A 25,131-nucleotide genomic window follows, 5' to 3' on the forward strand; every position below is an offset into this window, starting at 1 on the left:
TCACTTATCATTCAATCGTTTCGATTATTTTAAACAGCTTCAATGAGCATGGCACCGCCTTGACCACCACCAATGCAAATACTGGCTAAGCCTAATTTGCCTTGGCGTTGTTTAAGCACGTTGGCTAAATGCAATACGATTCGTGCTCCACTTGCCCCCACCGGATGCCCAAGAGCAATGGCTCCACCATCGACATTTAATTTTTGACGATCAATACTACCTAAAGGATTTTCTAATCCTAATTCTTGCTGGCAAAATTGGGGATCTTCCCACGCTTTTAAGCACGCTAAAACTTGCGCTGCAAAGGCTTCATTGATTTCCCAAAAATCGATATCGTCTTTCGTTAAACTTTGACGTTTGAGTAATGCAGTTGCCGCATATACCGGCCCTAATCCCATGACTTTGGGTGACAATGCTGCCCATTCGATATCAATTATTTTTGCCATCACCGGCAATTGATATTTTTCGACGGCTTCTTCACTAGCTAACAGTAAGAATGCAGCACCATCGGTAATTTGTGAACTATTACCCGCGGTGACTTGCCCAAATTTGCGATCAAAATACGGTTTTAATTTTCCGAGTTTTTCCACTGTACTATCATCACGCACACCATCATCTTGCTCTAACACGGAACCATCCTGACAATAGAGTGGAACTATTTCGTTAAAGAAATGATTTTTTTGCGCATTCAATACGCGTTGATGAGATTGCGCAGCAAATTCATCCATTTCTTGGCGTGTAATATTAAATTGAAAAGCCAGTTCTTCAGCCGTTTGCCCCATATTCATGCCAACCACCGGATCGGTCAAGCCACGAATCAGCGCAATAATGGGTGAGAATAAAGCACCAGGATGAATTTTTAACAACTGCCCAACACGTTGACGAAAGTTTTTCGCCGCGCTCATGTTTAAAAACCATTGCACCATTTTTTGTTGATAAATTAACGGCGCACGGCTCATGGCATCGACACCGCCGGCTAAAATTAATTCGTGTCGCCCCAGCTGAATATCTTGATAGGCATTATCTAAGGCTTGCAAACCGGAGGCGCAATTGCGTTGCACGGTGAATGCAGGAACTTTATTTCCACACCCTAAACGCAAAGCAATAATGCGAGCGATATTCGCTTCATCTTGGCTCGGCACCATACAGCCAGTAATGACTTCCTGAATATCCGCCGGTAAAAAAGGTTGGCGTGCTAATAATTGGCGAGCGCAATGAACGGCTAAATCTGCTGCACTCAGCACACCTGGAGCATTGCGCGCTTTTAAAAATGGCGTGCGTGCGCCATCGACAATATAGACTACGCGACTTTGGTGTTTAGACATGATTCTAAATTCCTCTTGAAATAATCGGCTGGAAATTCATCCACTGCAATCACTTGTTCACGAATGCTTTCAAACTCTCGCAATAATTTTGCTTCGTTAGCATCGATCACCGAGGCTTTTAACGCGGCTTGCACGATTTCTTCAAAATGAGCATCGCGAGCCAATACGCCATTGCGTTGCGCATTATAAATTTTCTTTTGAATGGGATCGCAGGCCACCATTTTTTGCAAGGCTTCTTCCATTAAGCGCACGGGATTAGTGGGCTCGGAGCTTAAATAACAGCTTTCCGTGATTCTATCGCGCAAGGCGGAAGGTTCCATCATGATTTGTGAAATTTTGCGATCGAGTGAATCACGTGGTGGCTCATAGCTTCTGCCCCAGAAGAAAATAAACCGGCGAAATAACCAACGAACATTTTTAATGGGAAAATTATCAAGAAAATTCGCAAACGCTTCTTGAATATTGAATAAGCAATACGACATTGCCCAATGAATAAAGGGTAAATCTTCTTGCGCGTGACCTTGGCTTTCGTGATATTTTAATACCGCACTGCCTAAATAAAGATAACTTAATACGTCACCTAAGCGCGCGGATAAACGTTCTTTCCGTTTTAATGCCCCGCCTAAAAACATCATTGAAAAATCGGCCATCATGGCTAAAGCGCAACTCATACGAGTGAGTTGTTGATGATATTTTGCAGTTTTTCCTTTTACCGGAGAAGCAATAAAACGTCCGCCACTAATACCATACCACAAGCTGCGCGCAACATTACTGATGGTAAACCCAATATGAGATAATAATAAGCGATCGAATTTTTCTAACGCTTCGGTTTTATTTTCGATGCTTGCTGCCGCCATTTCATCGCGCACGAAGGGATGACAACGCACAGCGCCTTGGCCAAAAATAATTAAATTACGCGTTAAAATGTTTGCACCTTCAACGGTGATGCTGATAGGTAACGCAAAATAACCGTGTGCAAGGTAATTGTTGGGACCAATTTGCACGCCGCGTCCGGCATGAACATCCATAGCATCGTTAATGATTTGACGCGCATTATTGGTTAAGTGCAATTTAGCAATCGCTGAAACAACAGCGGGTTTCACGTGTTGATCGACTGCGGTGCAAGTTAGTTTTTGTGCGGCATTATTAATATAGGTTAAACCACCAATGCGTCCCATGGCTTCTTGCACGCCATCGAAATTTCCAATCGACATGCGAAATTGTTTACGAACGCGCGCGTAGGCACCCGTTGTACGAAAGGCTAATTGCCCACAGGCGACACCAATCGCCGGCAAAGAAATGGAACGACCGATGGATAAACATTCCATCAACATGCGCCACCCCTGCCCCATTTTTTCTTTACCACCAATAATCCAATCAAAAGGAACAAAGATATCTTTGCCACGCACAGGGCCATTCATAAACGACATGCCTAATGGCCAATGACGCTCGCCGTGCTGAATACCTGGGTAATCTCCTGGTAAAAGTGCAAGCGTAATACCAATTTCTGTTTTTTCACCGAGTAGATGATCGGGATCGGTTAAACGAAACGCAACACCGATGACTGTCGCCACTGGTGCGAGGGTGATGTAACGTTTTTCGAAATTTAAGCGAATACCCAGCATTTCTTTGCCTTCGAATTTTCCACGACACACAACGCCCAGATCATTCATGTTCGCCGCATCACTACCCGAATCGGGTCCAGTTAATCCAAAGCAGGGAATTTCTTCACCCGCAGCAAGACGAGGAAGATAATAATTTTTTTGTTCATCGGTACCGTATTTTACTAATAATTCACCTGGGCCTAAGGAGTTTGGCACCATGGCGGTGACAGCAGCTGAAATACAATGCGTAGAAAGTCGCGTGACGACCGCCGCATGAGCTAAAGCCGAAAAACCCAATCCACCGTACTGTTTTGGGATCACCAAGCCGAAGAATTTTTCTTTTTTCAGGTAGTTCCATGCGCGCTCAGGAATATCGTGCTCTTGGTGCACCACTTCCCAGTCGTTTAACATGTTACAGAGTGCAGGAACTTGATGATTGATAAAGGCTTGCTCTTCGGCGGTTAACACCGTGTATTGAGTGTTAAACAGACGTTGCCAATTGGGGCGACCACAAAATAAATCGCCTTCCAACCAAACATCGCCCGCATCTAGCGCTTCGCGTTCTGTTTCGCTCATAGGAGGTAAGGCTTTACGGAAAAATTTTAATACTGGTAAGCTGATTAATTCATAGCGGATAAAGCTCACATTAAAAATGATGACAGGAATTAAATAGAGCAACCAACACAGGGTTAATACCGGCCAACTTAAATGACTGAACACGGAAAACGCCAACAGAGTTAACCCCACCACCGGCGTCCACACGAGTCTAGACACTTGATAGGCGGCTAATCCCCAAACAATGCCCAATAATGTTAAAAACTCGAGTAATACTAGCATAACTAACCCCTTCCACTGAAAATATCACGCATTCTAGCGGCTGAACGCCTTACTCACAAGTCATTTTATTGAGGCTAAGTCATAAAAAAATCAGAATTTTTTGTTTTGTTTAATGATATTCGCAATTAAATATTGAGTTCTCCTACAACTTCATATAGTCTATCGCACCGGCTCAGGGTGAGGAATGAACGAAGTGAATGACGAATCCATCCCTCTCTCTCTTCCACCGAAGGTGGAATGTGTGGGCAATGTAAAGTAAATGAGCAAGTACGATCGGGAGAGATGGCCGAGTGGCTGAAGGCGCACGCCTGGAAAGTGTGTATACGTTAATAGCGTATCGAGGGTTCGAATCCCTCTCTCTCCGCCAAACTCATTAAAAACCAGCACACATAGACAATTAAAATCATCTTCTAGAAAGTTCGGCTATACTTTGTGAATAAACCTAAGCCGAAATAGCCCTATTATGCCAAAATCGAGAATAGTTAGCTCACAAGCCGATGAGTTTTATGTTGCATATCTGCTTGTACCACACAATCAGTTGCGCAATGTTGCTAATTATAAGTTGCGGATTAATCTAGAACATCTGGATTTTTGTCACCGTAAACAAGTGAACAAGATAACGAAAATAGTCAACAATCACTGATTCGACAGTTTTTACCGGCAATCAATCCACCTCTAGAAGTTAATAATGAATTAGCACAACTCAACTTGACACATCCCAACTCAAACCAAGAGCATGATCCCACCTGTTCTAATAATCAATTGGAACAAATAAAAAATTTTGCTAATCCCATAATGGATTATACCAATTTTGATCAAGAAATTATTTGCTCTAATATTGCAAATATTTTTGCAGGAAAAAATTTAGTAGCATTCGCGCCTGATACATTCGATTTGTTTGTAAAATGTGTTGCTGAATTAGCTAGAATTTTTCCGCAATGCGCATCGGAATATCTCGTGTCTAAGGATTATGGTATAAAAGTTTCCCCTCGTCTTGAAAGCTCTGGAAGAATAGATAATAGCAAAATTCAAACTGGAGTAGATTTTCAAGTTACTCAAACACTGGAAACCGAGCAAGGCTCTGTAAAAGTGAGTTTGACTTTTTTTGGTAGGACTTTTTGGAAAGAGGATTCATGGAGCTTATTAACAGCAAATGAAAAAGCAATAGCTGGAAACAATAACTCTTTTATAAGAATAGCCTCTCCTAAAATTACTTATGATTTAAGCGACATTGCCATCAATTACCGGGAAGAAGTAATAAAAAAATTAGGAATAGACATTACCGCAGATAGTGCACAATCACGCATTAACCTCGGACGATAATACAATCCGCCACAGGGCATAATTCTGACCGACAGCTTGCTATAACGTATGGTCTGACGAATCTGCACGAGTATATCTGCGATAGGTTGCATATAACGCGAATCACAGGCCAGCCGTGAATCAGCACGATATCTTTACCATCACCAGATACTTCTTTATAACTAGTTTTTTTAAAATTGATTTTATCCTTGCTGAGTCACAAACGAGTTTAGTTTACCGGCTTGATACAGGTGCCAAATCCATTGTTGTAGCGCACCTGTGTCGCCCATATCACCTTCATACTCAAAAATCGGGTGAAGTGCTTTACCATCAGCCATTTTTGGACTCTGGATTTGTCCTAAGGGATATACTATCGCCGCCACATTATCTTTGAAAACGTATACAGTGTTCCAAGTTGAATTGGTCACAGGTGCTGTAGCTCGTCCTACTTGAATAACGCCGGGGATAGATTTCATGGCTAACACGAAACTATTACATTCACTGGCACAGCGACCGTCAGTTAACAAAATAACTTTTGCACTAACTGGATTAACCTGCGATTTAGAACCCGGTGACAAAATTTGATTTTGATAAATAAAACTTTTTTGATGTTCTTTTATTGCCTTACTCATTCCTTCAATCATGCTATTAGGCGATTTTGTTTCAATAAAATGTTGTAAATTATTCTTACTCGCAAAAAAATTGATTTTTTGAACTTGATTCCAATCAAATCGTTTACCTAAACTTCTTAAATAATTTTTGGTATATAAATGAGTAATAATAGGTTCCATGTAGATGGGATCGCCCCCCGTATTGCCACGTAAATCAAAAACCAATAATTTTGCTTTTCTAAATTGGCTAATTTGATCGGCAATTTTTGTTAACCATTGATCACTGGTGCGACCATCTGTAGGTAGTCCCCATGCAAAAATAGGAATGGAAATCCAAACACTGTTTTCCTTAAATTTCGTAATGGTGAATTTAGGTACTTTACCAAAAGCGGCATCATCTATTTTTTCTGGAAAATCTAACTTACCTAAGGATAACGGTGAAGGATTGCGTACGACTTGCCAAGATAAATGATAAATTTTGGTATGATCGTCATCTAAAAAAGTACATTTTTTTAATTGATTAATAAATGGATTTTGATCCCAAATCAGTAATTGTGGAATATATTCTGACCAAGTCGCAGGATCATCTTTTTGCATGGGATAATAAGGTAAGAGTTGTTTCTCAATTAATTTTTCTACAGGTGTTTCGTCACAACTGATTAACGTCGCTCCAACAGCAGGAAGTGTTTGTTTGAAATTTGACGTTGTGTCACGATAAACAACTTTAATTTGACCGTCTCTTTTGCCAATAATAAAACCAGGCCATTTTTCAGACGGATTAATGATTTTTAATAACGGAACAACTTCTGTGTGATAATCTCGAAAACCATTCAAATAAAATCGTAAGGCGTAAATATAGCCAGAAAATGAGTTTATCTTAGGTACCATCGCCAAGACTTTCTCGTAACCTGCTTGTAACCAGTATCCATAATGAGTGTTTTTATCTTCTGTTTTTGGCACACTACTTAATAACCGTTCTCGCGTAATTGCTAAATCGTGATAGGCCATTATTTGCCAGGGAGATTTGGGATCGACGCTAGCATAAGTGATCACGGTCATCGCCAATAAAGATATTATAAAAATACTCAAGATCCCTGACTTCATACCATGCTCCTTATGACGTTTTTTACATCTTGTATCAAAATAGTCTCTGAGGTTTCAATAAACATATGATCCCCATCATACATTTTTAATGAAAACTCCCTTGTGGTTCGATTTTTCCAAGATGATAAAGCTGAAATGCACCCATTTTACGTTGATTTTTAAAGACCATCGTCATACTTCGAGAAGACCACATCAAAATGCCACTATCCAGTGCGCCGGGGCGAAGTCATCCTCTGACGATAAAAACCATCCCAGTTGAATCCATTTGAAAGCATCATTTATCTTATCTATTTAGCCTCTTTTATGGCGGCTTAACCGATTATTTATAATGTACCTTATCTGACAACTCTTTGTAAATTAATATAATATTGATAAATTTAGTGTCTATTGAAGTGGGGTAAGATCAGACGCAACATAATCGCGTTTTACCTCAGGCGCATCCGGCTCTCTACCTGGGAAATGCTCTTGCATCTGGATGCCCCCTTTGATCTCATCAGGCTTTAGTTGATTGCCTTCTATACCGCTCGCCAATCAAGATGCGGGATAAAAAGATGGCGAGCGGTATATTCTTTCGATGATGAGCGGCACGAGCAAAGTTCGTGCTCGCTCACCAAGAGGGAAAATCGCATTTGCCCGCTTGGAAACCCCATCGCGATGATTGATTAAGCGAATAAAATACTTATAAACCAAGCATATCATGCCGATAAAGCTTAAATAATGCTGTGTTAGAAGGTTAATATCTCAAAAGTCAAGATGTTTATGCTATAGAAAGAAGGAAATATTCTTAGCCGAATAAGCTCACCACAGACTCCTGTGAATATGTTTAAACGTTCTCATAAATACAATACCCAATTTATGGTGAGGAATATTTCTTTGTGATTTTGCTGATTTTGTATTACTATGTTGTACTAATGAAGCATCTTGATTTTTAAGTTGTTAAGAATAACTTAGCGTGTTTTTAGTGAACTCAAACACAAGAAAAAATACGCACATAAATCATGCTTCAGATCAAAAAAACTTAATGCTTATACTAAATTTAAAGATGAACAATATGAAAAGTATATCTACACCACCGGTCCAAGAAAATTCGCTAAGTTCCCTACCGCCCACTAATTCTATTTGGGCAAACAAAGATAATATTGCGTTTTATGATGATATTGAAATCGAAACGTTGAAAAATTTAGCCCAACAAGGAGGAATAGCGGATGGATATGACGTTAACCTTATTTTCGATCACATCAAAAATACTAAAAAAATTCTTGAGGTAGGGGCAGGTTACGGGCGTGTCATTAGTTTTCTTTTAAAACATCATTATTATGGCCGTATTGTAGCTGTTGAAAAAAGTCAACGCATGTGTGAAATTCTTAAGAGTCAATTCAACTCGATTATCAAACTCTATCATACTGATATTTTACTATTTCAAACCAAGGAAAAATTTGATGTTATTTTATGGTTGTGGTCTGGGATCTGCGACTTCAATAAATATGAACAACCTCTGATTATTAAATCGTTAGTGAAAAAATTAGAAAGCGGTGGGAAATTAATTATTGACTCACTTTCCCCTACTCATACACCTGTGAGTAGTGAAAATAATCAGGAGGCATTGTTAAATCGAGATCATCTTATTAAAGTCAATAATGAAGTGAGTGTTCATGCCTACTTACCCACCCCTCAAGAAATCACTTCCTATGCTGAGCAACTGGCTGTTAATAGCATTGAACACATGCCCTACATTACACCAACACAGCGAAACAGAAATCTCTATATAATTCAAAAATAAAAATGTGTGGTTAAATTAACTCAGTTTAGAGTGTATTGAAAATTCGCTATAGTGAGATATAACCAAGTGATTTTTTTACGTATCATAGCAGCTTTCAGCCAGTAAAATGAGCAAGAGAGTAAAAAAATCAACGAGATTCTGTCAGCAGAATAGCATTATCAGGGCGCGCTAATTTTATTAGAACTTGAGTTTTAAGCATTAGCACACCGTTTATACTCAGTAAACAAATAGCGAAACACACACATCAATTAAACATATCCTAGCCATTATTTATTTTTTTCTGGATTTTCACACATCCTTTTACAAAAGAACTTGAATTGGGAAATTTATCGTTCTTAAATTTATCCAAGCAAAAGCGTTTATCGGTTAATGGCATATCTTGACTTTCTAATAACCCTCGATAATCGCTAACATCATTATGATAATAATTAAACTCGGCGAGTTCAGTTAAATCGTGTAAAGGGGTAGTTTCAAGCGCAAAATTACCTTCACGAATTTCATTTAAATATTTATCCATGAGTAATTTGGTGCTGTATAATTCAGAGATAACGGTTTGCCTTTCACTGGATTTCATAGCAAATTCATAGGCAATGGGAAATTGCAAACCATAATACACAGGCTCGCTATCTTCACTATACAAATCAAATAATTTTGGATGCATAATAATTGGCGCATATTCTTGCAAATGATAATCTTCAATATAGGCGGTTTGGATGAGTTCAATAGGACCAGAGGTATCATCCACTGCCGGTGCAAATCCTGGAGTGGCACCAGCAGCAATACCCAATAAATATTTAATAATGTTAGCAATATAAGCGTTAGGTCTAATCATGCGCCGCTGCTGGATTAGCGATAGAACTATATTCCAAATAAATTCGCTACGCCAAAAATCACTACTTTCCCAAGATTGTTTTAAAATAAAATAATTGAACGGCTCCCATGCTGAGTCATCAAGGTGCTCAAACCATGGACTGGTAAAAAATAATAACTCTGTGTACCATTTGTCTTGAACGTGAGGAGATTGGGCGATTTGTTTGAAAATATACCAATGATCCATCAATTGTTTAGGCACATCCGCCGTAATTCTCCAACGTTTAATTAAATTAGTGTGCTGAACTGCTTTTTGAATTTTAGGCAACATAAAGATCGAACGCGCCCCAGCCGTCATGTCCCAAATAAACTTAGGATGATGAGTATGTTTTTTTTTAGTGACACGCCATGCGCCAAACACTTTACCTGAGTGAATTAAACTATAAAGAGGGATTACTCGATCTTCAAAACTTAAAAACAATTCCACCGAATTATTTAAAATAGCCGTAACCGGATTTGAATATAAGTTATAATCTAATTTACTCCGAATTTCTGGGGGAAAATCTGTTAATGGTTTTAACTCTCCATTATCTTTCGGTAAATAAAATATCCCATGCTTAAGAATATTCATCCCATAATAATAACGCACCTTAAAAAAAGTGTGCTCCCTACTTGGTCCTATTTTGTCGATAATGTTGGTTAATTCGGGTTGTAATTTATGCAAGGATGGCCTTGCCTCATCCCAAGTTATTTCTTGGATAAATTTATTATGATATATCTCTGTCATTTAACTACTCGATGAATCCCTGCTAAAAATCCTACATGATGTTTTTCACTGCAAAGTATACCTATTTTGACTGCAAATGAAAATGATCTTAATCAACCAATAAAATCACCCCCAGCAAACCTGTACTTGCTTGACTCTGGCATTAGCCTTAGACTTACTCTCAGAAATAGCGCAACCTACAGAAGGTTTTATGGTAAACAAACATAGCATCGTCAATGCCTTGTTAATCCTAGGTAATTTTTGGATTACTTTTGCCTACTACGGTATTCAAACCGTGCTGGTTCTATATCTCAATCACGTATTTCATTTTTCAAATCAGGACAGCATTTTATTATACGGTGCCTATGTCGCTATCATTTACACCATGCCTATTCTCGGCGGAATTGCCGCCGATCAAGTGTTGGGAATTAAAATGGCATTGCTGTTGGGGCTTGGTTTAACTGTGCTTGGCAATATCATTATGCTCTCGTATCATTATTACTGCTTCACCTTGGGCTTAACACTTTTTATTGTTGGCATGGGTTTTTTTAAAAGCAGTTCTTCACGATTATTAGGAATATTACAAGAGTTAAAAGTTGCCAAAGCAAATAAAGAACTAACTTACACTATCTTATATCTCACCATTAATGTTGGAGGTTCATTAAGCCCGCTACTCTATAGCTTGGCTATTTATTACCACGATTGGAATATCTGTTTTTTAATGAATGGTATTGGTTTATTAATAACACTTATAGCTCTATTGCCTTTCTTACACTTTATTAAATTAAATGAACCCATTTTTGCTTTCTCGCGAAAAGTATCTTTTCTCGGGTTAATTGGCTTGCTCATTTTTTTCTTAAGCGTTTTATTGAATACCCTTTGGCTTATTACTCCCATTATCTTACTATTATTTTTGCTAGCGCTGATCTATTTAGGCTGGATAGTTTTTCAACATTATCAGCAAGAGCGGAAACATATTGTTGCAATATTAATTTTATGTTTTTTAGGTATGATTTATTACACGGCGGCTTTTCAAATTGGCATCACCATTACCTTATTTATTAGTAACAAAATTCAAACGGGGATCATTCACACTAAATTATCCGCCAATGCCTTTAGCGCTCTCTATTGCGCCTTTGTTATTTTTTCTGCACCTTTATTAAATTATCTGTGGAAATATTACGAAAAACGTCAATGCCCTATTTCTATTATCCATAAATTTAATTTTGGTTTAATCTGTGCAAGTTTAGGCATTTTTTGTTTCGCACTTGCCGCTTCCCTGCCCTATGTAATTAGCTTTATTTTATTCGGCATCTTTTTGCTGGGCATGGGAGAACTCGCGATTACTCCTATCATGCTCGCTACCATTAGTGATATTGCCCCCAAAAATGTTACTAGCATTATGATGGGAGCGTGGTATTTATTTATGGCATTTGGTGGATATTTAAGTAGTTTATTGGCCAATGGTTCACATTTAGTGATCAATCATTTCCATTTAGAAACGCATTATTATGCCAATTCATTTTTGCTCATCGCCAGCTTTATTACATTAATTACACTGGTAGCCTTTGGATTTAATAAAAAAATCACGCATTTGATTGAATAAAAATAGCCTCCATAGGCTTACATTATTAGTGAGGCACTAAGTATAAAAATACTCAAAAGCGTATACTGAATATATCTTTTGCAGCGTTAGCGCGACGCCAAAACCTAAAATTTTTATCTCTTGCAATATCAGCTATACTTAGTTAAATCTACTGATAAAACGTGATCAAAGGACTGAATCATGCTTACAATTATTCCGGCTATTTTTGCCATATTTGCCTTAATTGTATTTAATTCACGCACGCGTTTATTATGTTATCCTCTAGTAATTTTTTGCATTTTGGCAGAAATTGCAGAGCCTATTGATATCACGGCCATGAGTATTTGCCTCATCAGTTTTTTAATGATGTTGGGCGTGGATATATGGCAACGGCGTCGTGTCGTTAAAGCAAAACATTAACTGCAATTACTCAGTGCCACCGAGGTTCTACCACTTGGCGTAATGGATACAATCCGCCCATTTTGCCCTACACAGCCTGGCGCTTGAAAGGTAAAATCGACAGTGCCTGCGGTTGGAAAGCCATCGCGATCGTAAGTAATGCGGCGAGCTGTCGATTGGACTAAGGCAGTGGTACTCAATCCTGGGCGAATTTTTAATACATCACCCGCGGCTGCCACTTGGCCACTGCTTGTGGCGTCGATAAAGATAAGCCAACCATTACTCCAACTTTCGTCAATCAAATAATTACCATCCTCGACACATAGACCAAAATTATTGGGATCGGCTGCGCACAAGGAAACGGGTACCCCCCGCTTAATGGCCTCATAACGCGCGTACTGGGCCATGGTGACAAATTCCTTAGCTGCCATGTAAGAACGGTTATTTTGCAACGTTGAACGCATCGCCGGCACACCGGCAGCCAAGAGAATGCCGGCAATGGTAACCGTGACCAACGCTTCGAGTAATGTAAAACCTTTACAAAATTTCATCTTCACTGGTTTTTTCGAAATAAGGGATAAGAGTATCTTTAAGTATAGACTATATATGCTATTTGTAAGACTATTTCTGGCAATCGGCATTACCGAGAACCCAACGAGTACGTCCTAAGCGATTAAAGATGAGCCTAACATCCTGTGACGTATCCGTTTTACCGTAACAGAGTGCAAAACGTCCAGCACCGCCGTAGAGTTTGCCACTGGGATCGAAGATTAAATAGGATTTAGAACCCAAACTCGACAATGTTATCTGATAATGGCGTATTATTGGCATCTCTTGTAAAAGTGGTTCTGAGGGATCGCGACGATGATTGTGGTTATGATCAACAAATATCATTCGTTTTAATGCCCACTGCGCTTCACAATCCCAGCCATTTAACGTGGGGCAAAGAGTAATAGCCGTACCCTTCGATAACGCCAAACTACGCGCTAAATTGATGGTGTATAGCAATTCTCGGATCGCTAATTGTTGATCGTGTCGTTGTTTGGCATGATAAAAACTCGGAATCAGCACTGAACACAAAATACCTAAAATCGTAATTGTGATTAATGTTTCTAATAACGTAAATGCAGCAGCCTGACGAATCGTCATTTTGATTTCCTTTTGTCAATGCTGCTTACGACTTACGTTATAAAATTAATCGCTAAACAACAAGTGACAAAAAGCGGTATATTTCCTTCATTGCACACCTGTTCAACATTTCAGACTTTGCGCCATAAAGTGGCGATTTTTGGGCCTCTGCGCAGAAAAAATAACAAGATTTTAAATAGCCTTTAACTAATTCCCAGTTTTTCTAAACGATAGCGCAAGGCGCGTAAAGTAATACCTAATAATTTCGCGGCGCGCGTTTTATTTCCTTGAGTTTTATTGAGCGTTGCCAAAATTTTTTGTTTTTCAATTTCATCAAGATAAGGTTCCAATGGTAAATCAGAATTTAAGCTGGGAGTAGATAGGCTATTCACATCCTCGCTCATTACTCTTAATTGCAAATCGTCTGGCGTAATTAGATTATTTTCACATAAGGTCATCGCGCGTTCTAAAATATTTTCTAATTCACGAATATTACCTGGAAAAGCATAGTGGTTTAATGCAGTTAATGCCGTGGCTGATAATTTAGGTTTACTCACCCGCGCACGCTTTGCTAATTTTTCTAAAACATGTTCAGCTAATAAAGGAATATCCGCTTGACGTTCTTGTAAACTCGGCACATGTAACTCAATGACATTGACCCGATAAAATAAATCTTGACGAAAATGATTTTCGTGCACGAGTTTAGGTAAATTTTTATGCGTGGCACTTAAAATTCTGACATCCACAGCGATTTCTTGCGCATGGCCAATGGGACGGATTGCTTTTTCTTGAATGGCGCGTAATAATTTTACTTGCATATTCATCGGTAAATCGGCTACTTCATCTAAAAATAATGTACCACCATGCGCCGCTTGAAATAATCCCTGTTTATCGCTCACTGCTCCAGTAAAACTTCCTTTTTTATGACCGAAAAATTCACTTTCCATAAGATGCTCGGGAATGGCACCACAATTCACTGGAACAAAAGGAGCTTGCTGTCTTGGCCCTAGTTCATGAATTAATTTTGCCACTAATTCTTTTCCCGTGCCCGATTCACCACTGATATATACAGGTGCTTGACTGCGTGATAATTTACGAATGGTAGTGACCAATTGTTTAATTGGCGGAGTTTCTCCCAATAAACCATATTGGGAGAAATCATCTACTTTATGTTCATCCTTTAATTGTAGCGCTTGGCGCACCAACCTACGTAAATTACCTAAATCAATGGGTTTAGAAATAAAATCGAAGGCGCCCGTTTTCAGTGCAGTAATCGCTAATTCCATATTGCCATAAGCCGTAATTACGGCCACAGGCACAAAAGGACAGTGTTGCTGAATAAACTCTACGAGTTCTAAGCCATTGCCATCGGGTAAACGCATATCGGTAAAACATACATTAACGGTTTTTTTTAATAATAACGTTTTTGCTTCGCTAATCGTGGCGACATCGTTCACCTCCACACCCATTTGCGTTAAGGTTAAGCTTAATAATTCACGAATATCAGGTTCATCATCAATAATTAATGCCAGAGGTGTTGTCATAGTCTATCCTTAATTGTAACTTTCTTACGATATTTTCAAGCATTGTCTTTAAGCGACCAGTAAATCCGAAAACAACTTTCGCCAGTTGTTAAATCATAATATTTTAAATTAGCATGATTGACTTCACATAATTCTTTAGCAATATATAATCCCAGTCCTGTTCCTTGTTGCTCTGTCGTGAAAAATGGTTCGAATAAATGATCTAATTGATGAGTTTCAATTCCATCGCCAAAATCGATAATATCAATATAAGCGTAATTTTCGTATTTTTCGATCCCTGCAATAATCTTGATACGTTTTTGTCCCGATGCTTGATAACTATATCGTAAGCCATTATCACATAAATTCGTTAAAATTTGGCTTAATTGACTTAAATCAAAATAAACTGGTAACTGTTTTTCGGTGATTTCAATGTCGATAATGGCATCAGGATGATGTGTTTGTTGATAACTTGCAAAAAATTCATTAATCCAGGGCGATAAGGGATAAGCGGTAAGATCCTGTGTGCTGCGTTTTGATAATTGTAAAACATTTTTAATAATTTGATTCATGCGATCGGCGTGTTGACGGATAATTTGTAATAAACGTTTATCTTGGGAAGTTAATTGTGATGATTCTTCTAATAGTTGCGCCGCATGGCTCACTGCCCCCAACGGATTACGAATTTCATGCGCAATACTCGCCGATAAACGTCCAAGGGCTGCTAATTTAAGTTGTTGGGCTTGTTGGGTTGCTAAACTTAAATCATCTAAAAATATCACCACCCCTTTACCCTCATCACCGACATCAATAAATTGCGGACTAATTAAATTGGCGTGCTCATCCAATTGGAATGGTGGAATAGGCGCGGCACGATATGCTTGCCATTGCGAAAATAAGTCAGCGAGAACAGGAATAACTGCTTTTAATGGTTTTCCTAAAGCATCTTGAGTGAGAAATAATAATTTTTGTGCGCTATGGTTAATCATTTCAATTTCTTGACGACAATTTACCACCATAATTCCCGAGCGAATTTGTTGAACGATATACTGATTAATTTCAGAAATATAGGCTAAATCTTTACCTTGTTGAGAAGCAATCGCCTCGGTGGCACGTAATTTTTTTGAAAGGGTATGACCGAGTATTGCCGTTGCAAAAAAAGTTAACCCGACGATTCCCACTTCCATATAATTGACATCTAAAGCCGATCCACCCATTAATGAATAGGCATGTTCGAATAAAATACTTAAACTGGCAATGGCTGCAAAAAATATTGAGGTGCGACCTTCAGTTAAAATACTCCCGCCCGCGATGGAGGCATTCATTAAAATACCTAAAATTGCAATTTCTGCGCGACTCGTATGCAATACCATGGTTAAAATAAAAATATCGAATAAGACCGGCAAAATGACTTGAAGCGAAAAACTAGGACGTCGCAATACCGTCATCACCATACTCAGCAGGGCAAAACTTAAATAAACCCATAACAAAATTAAAATCGACTGCCGATGATTTATAGCCTGGGGAAAAAAATCGTGATTAAAATATATAATTAATAATAAGCCTGCCGCCAACGCTAAACGATAACCATTAAATATATACAGTGCATTCCAAGCTGGCATTTTTACCCAAGGGGTTTGTTGATGCAATTGTACGGGTTGAGTTTGCATGAGATCCTTTGCACCTTAACGCGATCAAATTATAATCACAACTTAAGAGCCTGTTCAAAGTCTCCAATCTTGGCCCTAAACTGCCGATTTTCTGTGCTCCGGTGCTCATTTACTGACGTGTAATGCGCTCCGGTGCTCAAAAATCGACACTTTCTGACTCAAGCTTGAAGACTTTGAACAGGCTCTATAAGAGTCTTAGCATAATTATAGTGGATAGGATAAATAAATGAGTGAAAATTTACGTATAGCTCTCGCCCAAATGAATTTTATGGTCGGCGATGTGGCCTTCAATGCAGAAAATGTTATGACTTGGCTGCGCCAGTCAGAAGAATTAAACGTCGATATTATGGTTTTTCCTGAATTAACTTTATGTGGCTACCCTCCTGAAGACTTATTATTACGTCCTGAACTGCATCAACAAATTAACCAGATGATTGCAAAAATTGCCACAGTCGCACCACAACTCATGGTGATCCTGGGCGCACCTCAGCAAATTCATGACCAATTATATAACGCAGCATTTGTTTTACATCAAGGTCAAATCCACACGATTTATCACAAACAATGCCTACCTAATTACAATGTCTTCGATGAGAAACGTTATTTCGACGTAGGTCATCAACCCTGTGTGATCCCCTATCGCGGAGTCAACTTAGGTATTCTGATTTGCGAAGATTTATGGTCTAAAGAACCTCTCGCTGCCACCAAAGCCGCAGGAGCCGATCTTATTTTAAGCCCCAATGCATCACCCTTTAGTTTGGAAAAAGATCAACAGCGCCAACATATTTTGCAACAACGTATTCAAGAAAATCATTTACCCATACTTTATTCACATTGGGTTGGTGGCCAAGATGAGTTTATTTTTGATGGCGGCTCGATGGTGTTAGATCAACATGGAAAATTAATCGCCCATGCGGGTTTTTTTCAAGAAAAATTACTCCTTATCGATTGTCAATTAAAGCCCGCTTTAACCCTTAGTTCCTCCATGTTAGCTAAGCCCATTGATGATCATGAAAAAATTTATCAAGCATTAGTCATGGGCGTGCGCGATTATTGTCGAAAAAATAAAGCACGAGGTGCGTTGGTAGGATTATCGGGTGGCATAGATTCCGCCTTAACAATTTGCATTGCCGTCGATGCGTTAGGTGCTGAAAATGTCGAAGCCGTTTTAATGCCTTCACGGTATACCTCTACCATGAGTGTGGAAGATGCTGTTTTAATCGCGAATAATTTAAAAATCGAGCATAGCATCATTGATATTGAACCTCTGTTTCAGTCATTTTTAACGGCACTTGCCCCACGTTTTGAAGAATTACCTCCCGATTTAACCGAACAAAATTTACAATCTCGTATTCGTGGCACGTTGCTAATGGCCATTTCTAATAAAACGGGAAAATTAGTGCTAACTACTAGTAATAAAAGTGAAACCGCCGTAGGTTACGCCACCTTATACGGCGATACTGCAGGAGCGCTCGCGGTATTAAAAGATGTTTATAAAACCACGGTCTACGAATTAGTAAATTGGCGCAATCAACAACAGTATGTGATTCCTGAACGCGTCATCACTCGCCCACCTTCCGCCGAATTAGCGCCCGATCAAACCGATGAACAAAGTTTACCTCCCTATCCGATTTTAGATGCTATCATTGCCGATTATGTCGAGCAGGATTTAAGCCAAACTGATATTATAGCGAAAGGAATTGAGGCAGAAGTGGTAAAAAAAGTTTGTGGATTAATTGATCGCAATGAATATAAACGCCGTCAATCACCGCCAGGGATCCGCATTAGTAGCAGAGCGTTCGGGCGTGATCGTCGTTACCCTATTACGTCGGGATTTAAAGGAATAATCGCATGAAAAAAATTGAGGCCGTGGTTCGTCGCGCCAAGTTAGAAGAAATCCGCCAAAAATTAGCCGAGATTGGCATTACTGGCATGACCCTCGTTGAAGTCTACGGGATTGGCGAACAAAAAAGTCAACGCCAAGTCTATCGCGGTACGGAGTTTCATGATAATTATCTCCCTAAAATTAAAATGGAAATCATTATTGACGATGAACGCTTAGACGATTGTCTAGACATTATTGTAAAAACAGGGCGCACCGGTAAAGTCGGTGATGGCAAAATCATTGTCTATACTATAGAAAAAGCCATTCGCATTCGGTCGGGTGAAGTGGATAATAATGCGTTATAGAGGTTTGCTACTTGCCTATGATTAAAGTATACTTTAATTTATACTAAATAATATTAGAGTACACTTAAATTGGATAACTTCCTGACGGAAACCTTTCACCGTTTGCTGGATCACACCTCATTATCGTGTAAACGTTATTTATACACTCACTTGCGTTTGCATCGCCTAACAGGCATTGTTGGCCCTCGCGGAGTGGGTAAAACCACATTAATGTTGCAGTATATTAAAGAAAATCTGGCTAGTACTCAGCAAGTATTTTATTTTTCTGCCGATTCCGTGTATTTTCGACAAACCACTCTATTAGAATTTATTAACGATTTATATCAACTGGAGGGCTACCGGATTTTTTTTATTGATGAAATTCATAAATATAATAACTGGAATCAAGAATTAAAAAATTTATACGATGCCTTTCCTGATATTAAAATTATTTATTCTGGTAGCTCTATGCTGGAAATTACTCAAGGCAGTCATGATCTGTCTCGACGCGCTAAACTGTATTATTTGCCAGGAATGTCCTTCCGAGAATATCTCAATTTCGCGACACGAAGTGACCATCAACATATTGAATTTGCTTCATTAATCGATGATCCGAAAAAATTTAATCATCTTGGCTCTATTCATACCGTCTTAGGTTATTTTAAACACTACTTGGCTTATGGCTATTATCCTTTTGTTTTTGACGATCCCCACAGTTATTATGAGCGAGTGATGCGGGTGATTGAAAAAATTATTTTTGAAGATATCCCGAATTATTATGATTTAAAAACCCATAATTTGTATTTGTTTCGGAAAATACTCAGTTATTTAGCTACTATACCACCTGGTGAAGTTAATACTAATAATATTGCCAAAAATTTAGATGTTTCCCATCAAACTGTTTTTAATTATCTCACCATTTTAGAAAAAGTTGGCTTAGTTCAGTTGATCTATCCTTCCGAAGCTGGTAATCAATACTTACGCAAACCACAAAAATTATTTTTGCATAATACAACTTTACTTTACACTTTCCAGCAAGTGGTGAATGATCATTTAAATCTAGGAACATTACGTGAGCTTTATTTTATTCAAACCACACGAGACGCTCGCGAGCCCGTGTATTATTCCAAAACCGGCGATTACCATACCCATTCTCATGTTTTTGAAATTGGCGGGAAAAATAAAACGGCTAAACAACTTAAAGAAACTGAAAATCCTGCTTTTCTCATTAAAGATGGCATTACACTGGCTGGTAAAAATACCATCCCTTTGTTTTTTTTCGGGTTTCTTTATTGAGCTTGATGATAGATATTACGATACAGGGAGTGCACAGAAATATTAAATTTGTATAATGTCAATGCCCTGGCCGATGCCGTTGATAATATTCTTGACAATTCGCAACTACCGTACCAACAATTCCTCCAGCCCTTCGACCAAAAGCTCTATAATCTTCTAATTCATGATCGGAAACACCAGCAGCATAAGCATACAAAGAAAATATCAGTTCCCCGGCAATTCCTCCTAGTCCCAAACCCATAGCGCTAACATAAACTGTTCTGCATAAGTCTCTTATTAAATCATTGATATCAACTGCAGGTTGTAGATTTTGATTATTTCTAAGCATGATATTATCTCAAATTTTTACATGCGTACTATATAGATACATATAAACTGCGTCAATACACAACCAAATTTTTATTTTGACGCTCGGATCATACGATGATAGGATGCACGTCAATTAAAATTTCTAGGATAGTTAAATGGCAAGTGGGTACGTTTTAAATCATTGTCCAGCCTGTTTACTGGCCACTCAGCAATCTGATTTCACGGTAATGGACGGATATCAGCTGATGAAATGTCAGCAGTGCGAACAAGTTTACGTTAAAAATATCCCCAGCACCGAAAAACTCACCACGTTTTATAATACCGTTTATACAGATGAAGGTAATTTAAGCTTTAAATGGCGCCGTATTTTACGCTATAAACTACTCGCGATGTGGTATAAACACATTTGCAAGGCAAGACCTATGCACATGTTAGAAATTGGTTGTAATCGCGGTGAATTACTCAAAGCTGTTGCCAACGACAAATCGATTATTGCGGAAGGCATCGATTACTCTGAAGCGTGTGTTAATTTCGCACGGACTCAAGGGGGGTTGAATGCCCAGGTAATGGATGTCATGAACATGACATTTCCAGATAGCCGCTTCGATTTTATCGTGGCCTATCACGTCATTGAACACGTGCAAAATCTTGAAACCACTCTCCATGAAATTAAGCGCGTATTAAAAACCGGCGGGAAGTTTTATTTAGTCATGCCCTGTGTGTCTCATCCCAAAGCTAAGCGTCAGGGACTGAGCTGGAAATATTTCAGCCCACCTGGGCATCTGTGGTATTTCACCCCTACTTCATTAACTCAATTCTTAACACGCCAGGGTTTTAAGGTTGAATTTTGTTCGAGCTTTAATCATCGTGCGCATGTGAGAGCACTGGCCACAAAACTCTAATGCTCTGTTCATCCAGTCATTGGCGAATAGGCGTATTCCTGTTAACATGCGCAAAAAATCCAGTGAGTAAATTGCCATGGTCATCGCCTTACCTGCGTTTATTAATATAAAAACGATCACTATTGCAGTTTTTTTAGGTTCCATTTGCTATCAACATTTTCGCGGCAAAGATCGATTAGCGTTTCGTCGCCAATTATTTAATCACAGCGCGGCACTAGCTCCGATTAACGCCCTGATGTATTTGTTTTCAGCCGTGCCCCGCCAAGCGTATTGCGATCGCAGTTTATTTAAAGAATTAAATGCATTAAAAGAAAATTATGAAATTATTCGCGATGAGGGTATGGCCTTACTCCAACAAGGTTATATTGAACAAAAAGAACGAAATGATGATGTGGGATTTAATTCATTTTTAAAACGAGGCTGGTCGCGTTTTTATATTAAATGGTATCATTACCAACATCCTTCTGCGTTACGGCATTGCCCTAAAACCTGCGAACTCGTCAAACAGATCCCTTATATTAAAGCTGCGATGTTTGCGTATTTGCCTCCACACGGTGAATTAACCAAACATCGCGATCCTTATGCGGGTTCCTTGCGTTATCATTTGGGTTTGGCCACACCCAATTCCGATGACTGTAAAATTTTTGTCGATGGCGTCCCCTATTCCTGGCGCGATGGCGAAGATGTGATTTTCGATGAAACCTATCTGCACTATGCTTATAATCACACCGATAAACCTCGCTTGATTTTTTTCTGCGATATTGAACGCCCCCTTCACACCCGTTTTATGCGTGCGTTTAATTATATCTTTGGAAAATACGTGATGTCAGCCGCATCATCCCCTAATCTCAACAACGATGACACCGGCGGCATCAATCGGTTTTATCGCTATATTCACGCGATTAAAAACGGATTAACTAAAATCAAGCGTAAAAACCCACCCCTGTTTCGACTGACGAAATATACGTTAATTGTAGCGAGTGTGTTATTAGTGATTTTTTATTTATAGCAACCCCTGAACCTTAGTAAAATAAAATGAAATGACTTAGAGTTAAACTCCGAGTCTATTGTTACGGTGTTCTTCATGGTGGGTAAGCATACCCCATGCTGTAACCGCGCCTGAACAAATAGCGCCGGTCAGAGCTCCGCCTATAATTAAGTTTAATGAGTATTCATTATAATTGTGAGCTAAGCTATCTTCGGGGGACCGCTCAAGAAAAGCCCTATAACACCGCCAATAACACCACCCGCTACAGTAAAACCATACCACGGCAGCAAGTTCTCACGCGGCCTTGCATTATTATCGTTATGAGGGCAAAAGAATCGGCAGAAACAAGTACACATAGAAGTCACCTTTTTATTTTTATTATCGAGTTTTATATCTGGCTAACAGTGTTTATCGTCTACGAGGATTACGATTATTCTGTTGAGATACCACTATTTGCCCCGCCAAAAAACCTAGCGTACCTCCAAGATACCCACCCATTTCACTTAATCCTTCGATTTGTTGTGGTGAACTATGACTAATATGGCCTAGAACTCTGAACATGAAACTTCCCAGAGTTGAAGCAAAAGCGCCTCCTGCAATACCTACAACAAGACGTTCAACCAGTTCTGATGGCGTTAGGCAAGGAATATCTCCAAACATAATGATAAATTACCTTATTTTAATTATTGATAAAAACATATCTTCTTACAAAGTGCGTATTTAGTCAACTTGTTTTATGAGCGCTTTGAAATTTAATTTGTTCACCTGGAATTCATCATAGCGATCGGGTTCGGTATCATCTTAATAATCTCACTCAACCCTCTTCGCGACCGCTTTGACATAAGATCCGGGTGCAGGCTCGAGCTCAGTGACTTTACCACAACCGATTTTACGCGCAGGAATTTTATCGCCACTTTGTTTACTTAACCATTTCACCCAATAAGGCCACCACGATCCTTCGCATTCTTTCGCTTTAGAAAACCATTCCATGGAATCGCTTGGTAAGGTTTTATTAATCCAGTGCGCGTATTTTTTCTTAACCGGCGGATTGACAATTCCTGCGATATGACCTGAACTACTTAAGACAAATTCAGTCTCACCCTGATGTAATAATGCGCCAAGATACGTCGATTTCCACGGGGCAATGTGATCGCCCTCTGCCGAAATAAACATCGCAGGAACAGTAATTTTTTGGATATCAAGTGGTGTATCTAATAACGTCACCCCGTTAGGCTGACAAAAAACATTTTCCAAATACATTTTCCGCAAATAAAAACTGTGCATTTTTGCCGGTAAATTGGTGTTGTCGCAATTCCAATATAATAAATCGAACGGAAAAGGTTCGTTACCCATTAAATAATTATTAATATAATACGACCAAATTAATTCATTAGAGCGAAGCATATTAAACGATGTAGCCATCGCTGCACCGGGCAAAAAGCCCTTTTCACTCATGAGTTTTTCTAATTGTTGAATTTGTTCTTCATCGATAAATACGCCGAGATCACCAGGCTCGCTAAAATCAATCATCGTCGCGAAATAAGTTGCCGAATTAACCCATTGTTGCTTTTTAACCGCTAAATGTGCAAGCGTTGCTGACAATAACGTGCCGCCAATACAATACCCTACCACGTTAATGGTTTTTTCATCGCACAGTTTAATGATTTGTTGAATTGCCGCCAGCGATCCTTCTGCCAGGTACGATGCAAAATCTTTATCACGGTGATGCTCAGTCGGGTTTACCCACGAAATCATGAATACCGTGAATCCTTGATCCACTAAATATTTCACCAGTGAGTTTTCAGGTTGCAAATCTAAAATATAATATTTATTAATCCACGGTGGAATAATTAATAAGGGTTTTTGATAAACCTCTTTGCTGGTGGGGTGATATTGAATTAATTGCAATAAATCATTTTGCCAAACCACACTCCCTGAGGTTGTTGCAATATTTTTTCCAATGCTAAAAGCCTGCATATCGGTCATGGATATGGTAAATGCCCCTTGAGTATTTTTCGCTAAATCTTCTAGCATATTATTTAACCCATTCACTAAATTTTCGCCTTTACTGTGTAAAGTAGCATTTAATACTTGTGGGTTAGTCAGAATAAAATTACTGGGCGACATCGCATTCACAAATTGCTGGGTAAAAAAAGCTAATTGGTTTTTGCGCTTAGCATCTAAGCCTTGAACTTTCGCCACCGATTCTTGAGCATGTTGAGCAAAAATTAAATAGGCTTGTTTGATAAAGGCAAACAGTGGAATATTATCCCATTGCGTATCACGAAACCGTTTATCAGTTACGGAGGGTTGAATGACAGGTTCTACTTTTTCGCCCAACCAAGCCAAGGTCATGTTTTGCCATAACCCCATCATGCTTTGCCAATACGCCATTTGTTGCGCGAATAACTTATTAGGATCTGACCACAGATTCTGGAGATAATCTTGATACAACTTCCCAAGCACGGCAAAATCATTCCAACCTACGCCCATTTGGCCTTCTTGCCAGCGCGACATGAATTGATTGAGCACTTGATACGTTTTCTCGGCAATTTCACTGCCATTTTTCATTAATTCGTTAAATCCATTTTCCGCAGACGGTTCCATCGTAATGCTGTCTCCCTTCTTCTCTGTTATCGCACTTGGCGGTGCGAAAAGATAGACATATTATCCGCATCTCTTCGCAAGGTGCAAGTGGTAAATGTCTCACAAGCGTTAGGGAGATTTTTCAGCGTACCGCAAACGAGCAGCCCTTCATTTATTCACAGAAGCTGTGGATAAGTTTGTGGAAATGACGTCAAAAAATCGCCCCATCGACTGATTTTGTTGACCTCATGTCAAATTGTTCATTTTTTGAACACTCAATATTTATATCGAATAATCAATAAGTTACGCTAAGTATTTGACTTTATTTTGGTCTAATCTGGCGTACCTCACAATGTCATAATAAATTTGCGGCACTTTCAGAGACTTGTGAAAAAAAGTGAATAAGTTTACGCATTTCATACACGGATTGGTTTATG

At 39.0% G+C, this 25,131-nt stretch carries 20 protein-coding genes and 1 tRNA gene; 10 read left to right on the forward strand and 11 right to left on the reverse strand.

All coding sequences use genetic code 11. The annotated features are described in order from the left end of the window. Positions 1-29: 29 nt before the first annotated feature. Positions 30-1,325, reverse strand: coding sequence for an acetyl-CoA C-acetyltransferase (locus KIT27_04165; protein MCW5588840.1), 1,296 nt, complete (start codon positions 1,323-1,325; stop codon positions 30-32). Beyond that, entirely contained in the window at positions 1,301-3,766 is a 2,466-nt protein-coding gene (locus KIT27_04170; GenBank protein ID MCW5588841.1) for an acyl-CoA dehydrogenase, read from the reverse strand. The genes KIT27_04165 and KIT27_04170 overlap by 25 nt, the downstream gene beginning before the upstream one ends. A 276-nt stretch (positions 3,767-4,042) precedes the next feature. Here KIT27_04170 and KIT27_04175 point away from each other — a divergent pair. Then, positions 4,043-4,133: transfer RNA gene (locus tag KIT27_04175), tRNA-Ser, on the forward strand. Between the two features lie 341 nt (positions 4,134-4,474). Continuing rightward, a complete protein-coding gene (locus KIT27_04180; protein MCW5588842.1) occupies positions 4,475-5,089 on the forward strand; it encodes a hypothetical protein in 615 nt (204 codons plus the stop codon). Between the two features lie 182 nt (positions 5,090-5,271). Here the strand turns inward: KIT27_04180 and KIT27_04185 are convergent, their stop codons facing one another. Continuing rightward, positions 5,272-6,783, reverse strand: coding sequence for a hypothetical protein (locus tag KIT27_04185; protein ID MCW5588843.1), 1,512 nt, complete (start codon positions 6,781-6,783; stop codon positions 5,272-5,274). Between the two features lie 1,051 nt (positions 6,784-7,834). Between KIT27_04185 and KIT27_04190 the strand changes: the two genes are divergently transcribed. Beyond that, on the forward strand, positions 7,835-8,563 hold the full coding sequence (locus KIT27_04190) for a class I SAM-dependent methyltransferase (GenBank protein ID MCW5588844.1): 729 nt from the start codon (positions 7,835-7,837) through the stop codon (positions 8,561-8,563). A gap of 259 nt (positions 8,564-8,822) precedes the next feature. On the opposite strand, the gene KIT27_04195 is transcribed toward KIT27_04190, so the two are convergent. Continuing rightward, entirely contained in the window at positions 8,823-10,160 is a 1,338-nt protein-coding gene (locus tag KIT27_04195) for a hypothetical protein (GenBank protein ID MCW5588845.1), read from the reverse strand. A gap of 190 nt (positions 10,161-10,350) precedes the next feature. Between KIT27_04195 and KIT27_04200 the strand changes: the two genes are divergently transcribed. Then, entirely contained in the window at positions 10,351-11,745 is a 1,395-nt protein-coding gene (locus tag KIT27_04200; protein ID MCW5588846.1) for an oligopeptide:H+ symporter, read from the forward strand. Positions 11,746-11,925: 180 nt separating this feature from the next. Beyond that, entirely contained in the window at positions 11,926-12,144 is a 219-nt protein-coding gene (locus KIT27_04205) for a hypothetical protein (GenBank protein ID MCW5588847.1), read from the forward strand. Here the strand turns inward: KIT27_04205 and KIT27_04210 are convergent. The 4 genes from KIT27_04210 to KIT27_04225 form a co-directional block, all read right to left on the reverse strand. Beyond that, positions 12,141-12,674, reverse strand: a complete 534-nt coding sequence (locus KIT27_04210; protein MCW5588848.1) for a GspH/FimT family pseudopilin — start codon at positions 12,672-12,674, stop codon at positions 12,141-12,143. The genes KIT27_04205 and KIT27_04210 overlap by 4 nt on opposite strands. Positions 12,675-12,744: 70 nt before the next feature. Then, the gene (locus tag KIT27_04215; protein MCW5588849.1) at positions 12,745-13,272 is read right to left on the reverse strand and encodes a GspH/FimT family pseudopilin; all 528 of its coding nucleotides are present in this window, start codon (positions 13,270-13,272) and stop codon (positions 12,745-12,747) included. A 182-nt stretch (positions 13,273-13,454) separates the two neighbouring features. Continuing rightward, positions 13,455-14,795, reverse strand: coding sequence for a sigma-54-dependent Fis family transcriptional regulator (locus KIT27_04220; GenBank protein ID MCW5588850.1), 1,341 nt, complete (start codon positions 14,793-14,795; stop codon positions 13,455-13,457). 35 nt (positions 14,796-14,830) lie between these two features. Further along, entirely contained in the window at positions 14,831-16,444 is a 1,614-nt protein-coding gene (locus KIT27_04225; GenBank protein MCW5588851.1) for a hypothetical protein, read from the reverse strand. 226 nt (positions 16,445-16,670) lie between these two features. On the opposite strand from KIT27_04225, the gene KIT27_04230 reads away from it, so the two are divergent. The 3 genes from KIT27_04230 (at position 16,671) to KIT27_04240 (ending at position 19,909) form a co-directional block, all read left to right on the forward strand. Next, positions 16,671-18,299, forward strand: coding sequence for an NAD+ synthase (locus KIT27_04230; protein ID MCW5588852.1), 1,629 nt, complete (start codon positions 16,671-16,673; stop codon positions 18,297-18,299). Continuing rightward, positions 18,296-18,634, forward strand: a complete 339-nt coding sequence (locus tag KIT27_04235) for a P-II family nitrogen regulator (protein ID MCW5588853.1) — start codon at positions 18,296-18,298, stop codon at positions 18,632-18,634. The genes KIT27_04230 and KIT27_04235 overlap by 4 nt, the downstream gene beginning before the upstream one ends. A gap of 69 nt (positions 18,635-18,703) precedes the next feature. After that, complete coding sequence (locus tag KIT27_04240; GenBank protein MCW5588854.1) at positions 18,704-19,909, forward strand: ATP-binding protein; 1,206 nt, start codon at positions 18,704-18,706, stop codon at positions 19,907-19,909. Positions 19,910-19,967: 58 nt separating this feature from the next. Here KIT27_04240 and KIT27_04245 read toward each other — a convergent pair whose 3' ends face one another. Continuing rightward, on the reverse strand, positions 19,968-20,237 hold the full coding sequence (locus KIT27_04245; protein ID MCW5588855.1) for a hypothetical protein: 270 nt from the start codon (positions 20,235-20,237) through the stop codon (positions 19,968-19,970). 136 nt (positions 20,238-20,373) lie between these two features. On the opposite strand from KIT27_04245, the gene KIT27_04250 reads away from it, so the two are divergent. Together KIT27_04250 and KIT27_04255 are read left to right on the forward strand one after the other, a co-directional pair. After that, positions 20,374-21,120, forward strand: coding sequence for a class I SAM-dependent methyltransferase (locus KIT27_04250; protein ID MCW5588856.1), 747 nt, complete (start codon positions 20,374-20,376; stop codon positions 21,118-21,120). A 76-nt stretch (positions 21,121-21,196) separates the two neighbouring features. Further along, complete coding sequence (locus KIT27_04255) at positions 21,197-22,129, forward strand: aspartyl/asparaginyl beta-hydroxylase domain-containing protein (GenBank protein MCW5588857.1); 933 nt, start codon at positions 21,197-21,199, stop codon at positions 22,127-22,129. A 387-nt stretch (positions 22,130-22,516) separates the two neighbouring features. Here KIT27_04255 and KIT27_04260 read toward each other — a convergent pair whose 3' ends face one another. Together KIT27_04260 and phaC are read right to left on the reverse strand one after the other, a co-directional pair. Beyond that, positions 22,517-22,669, reverse strand: coding sequence for a hypothetical protein (locus KIT27_04260; protein ID MCW5588858.1), 153 nt, complete (start codon positions 22,667-22,669; stop codon positions 22,517-22,519). A gap of 249 nt (positions 22,670-22,918) precedes the next feature. After that, positions 22,919-24,715, reverse strand: a complete 1,797-nt coding sequence (phaC, locus tag KIT27_04265; protein MCW5588859.1) for a class I poly(R)-hydroxyalkanoic acid synthase — start codon at positions 24,713-24,715, stop codon at positions 22,919-22,921. Positions 24,716-25,131: the final 416 nt, after the last annotated feature.

The organism is Legionellales bacterium, assembly GCA_026125385.1.
GTDB lineage: Bacteria > Pseudomonadota > Gammaproteobacteria > JAHCLG01 > JAHCLG01 > JAHCLG01.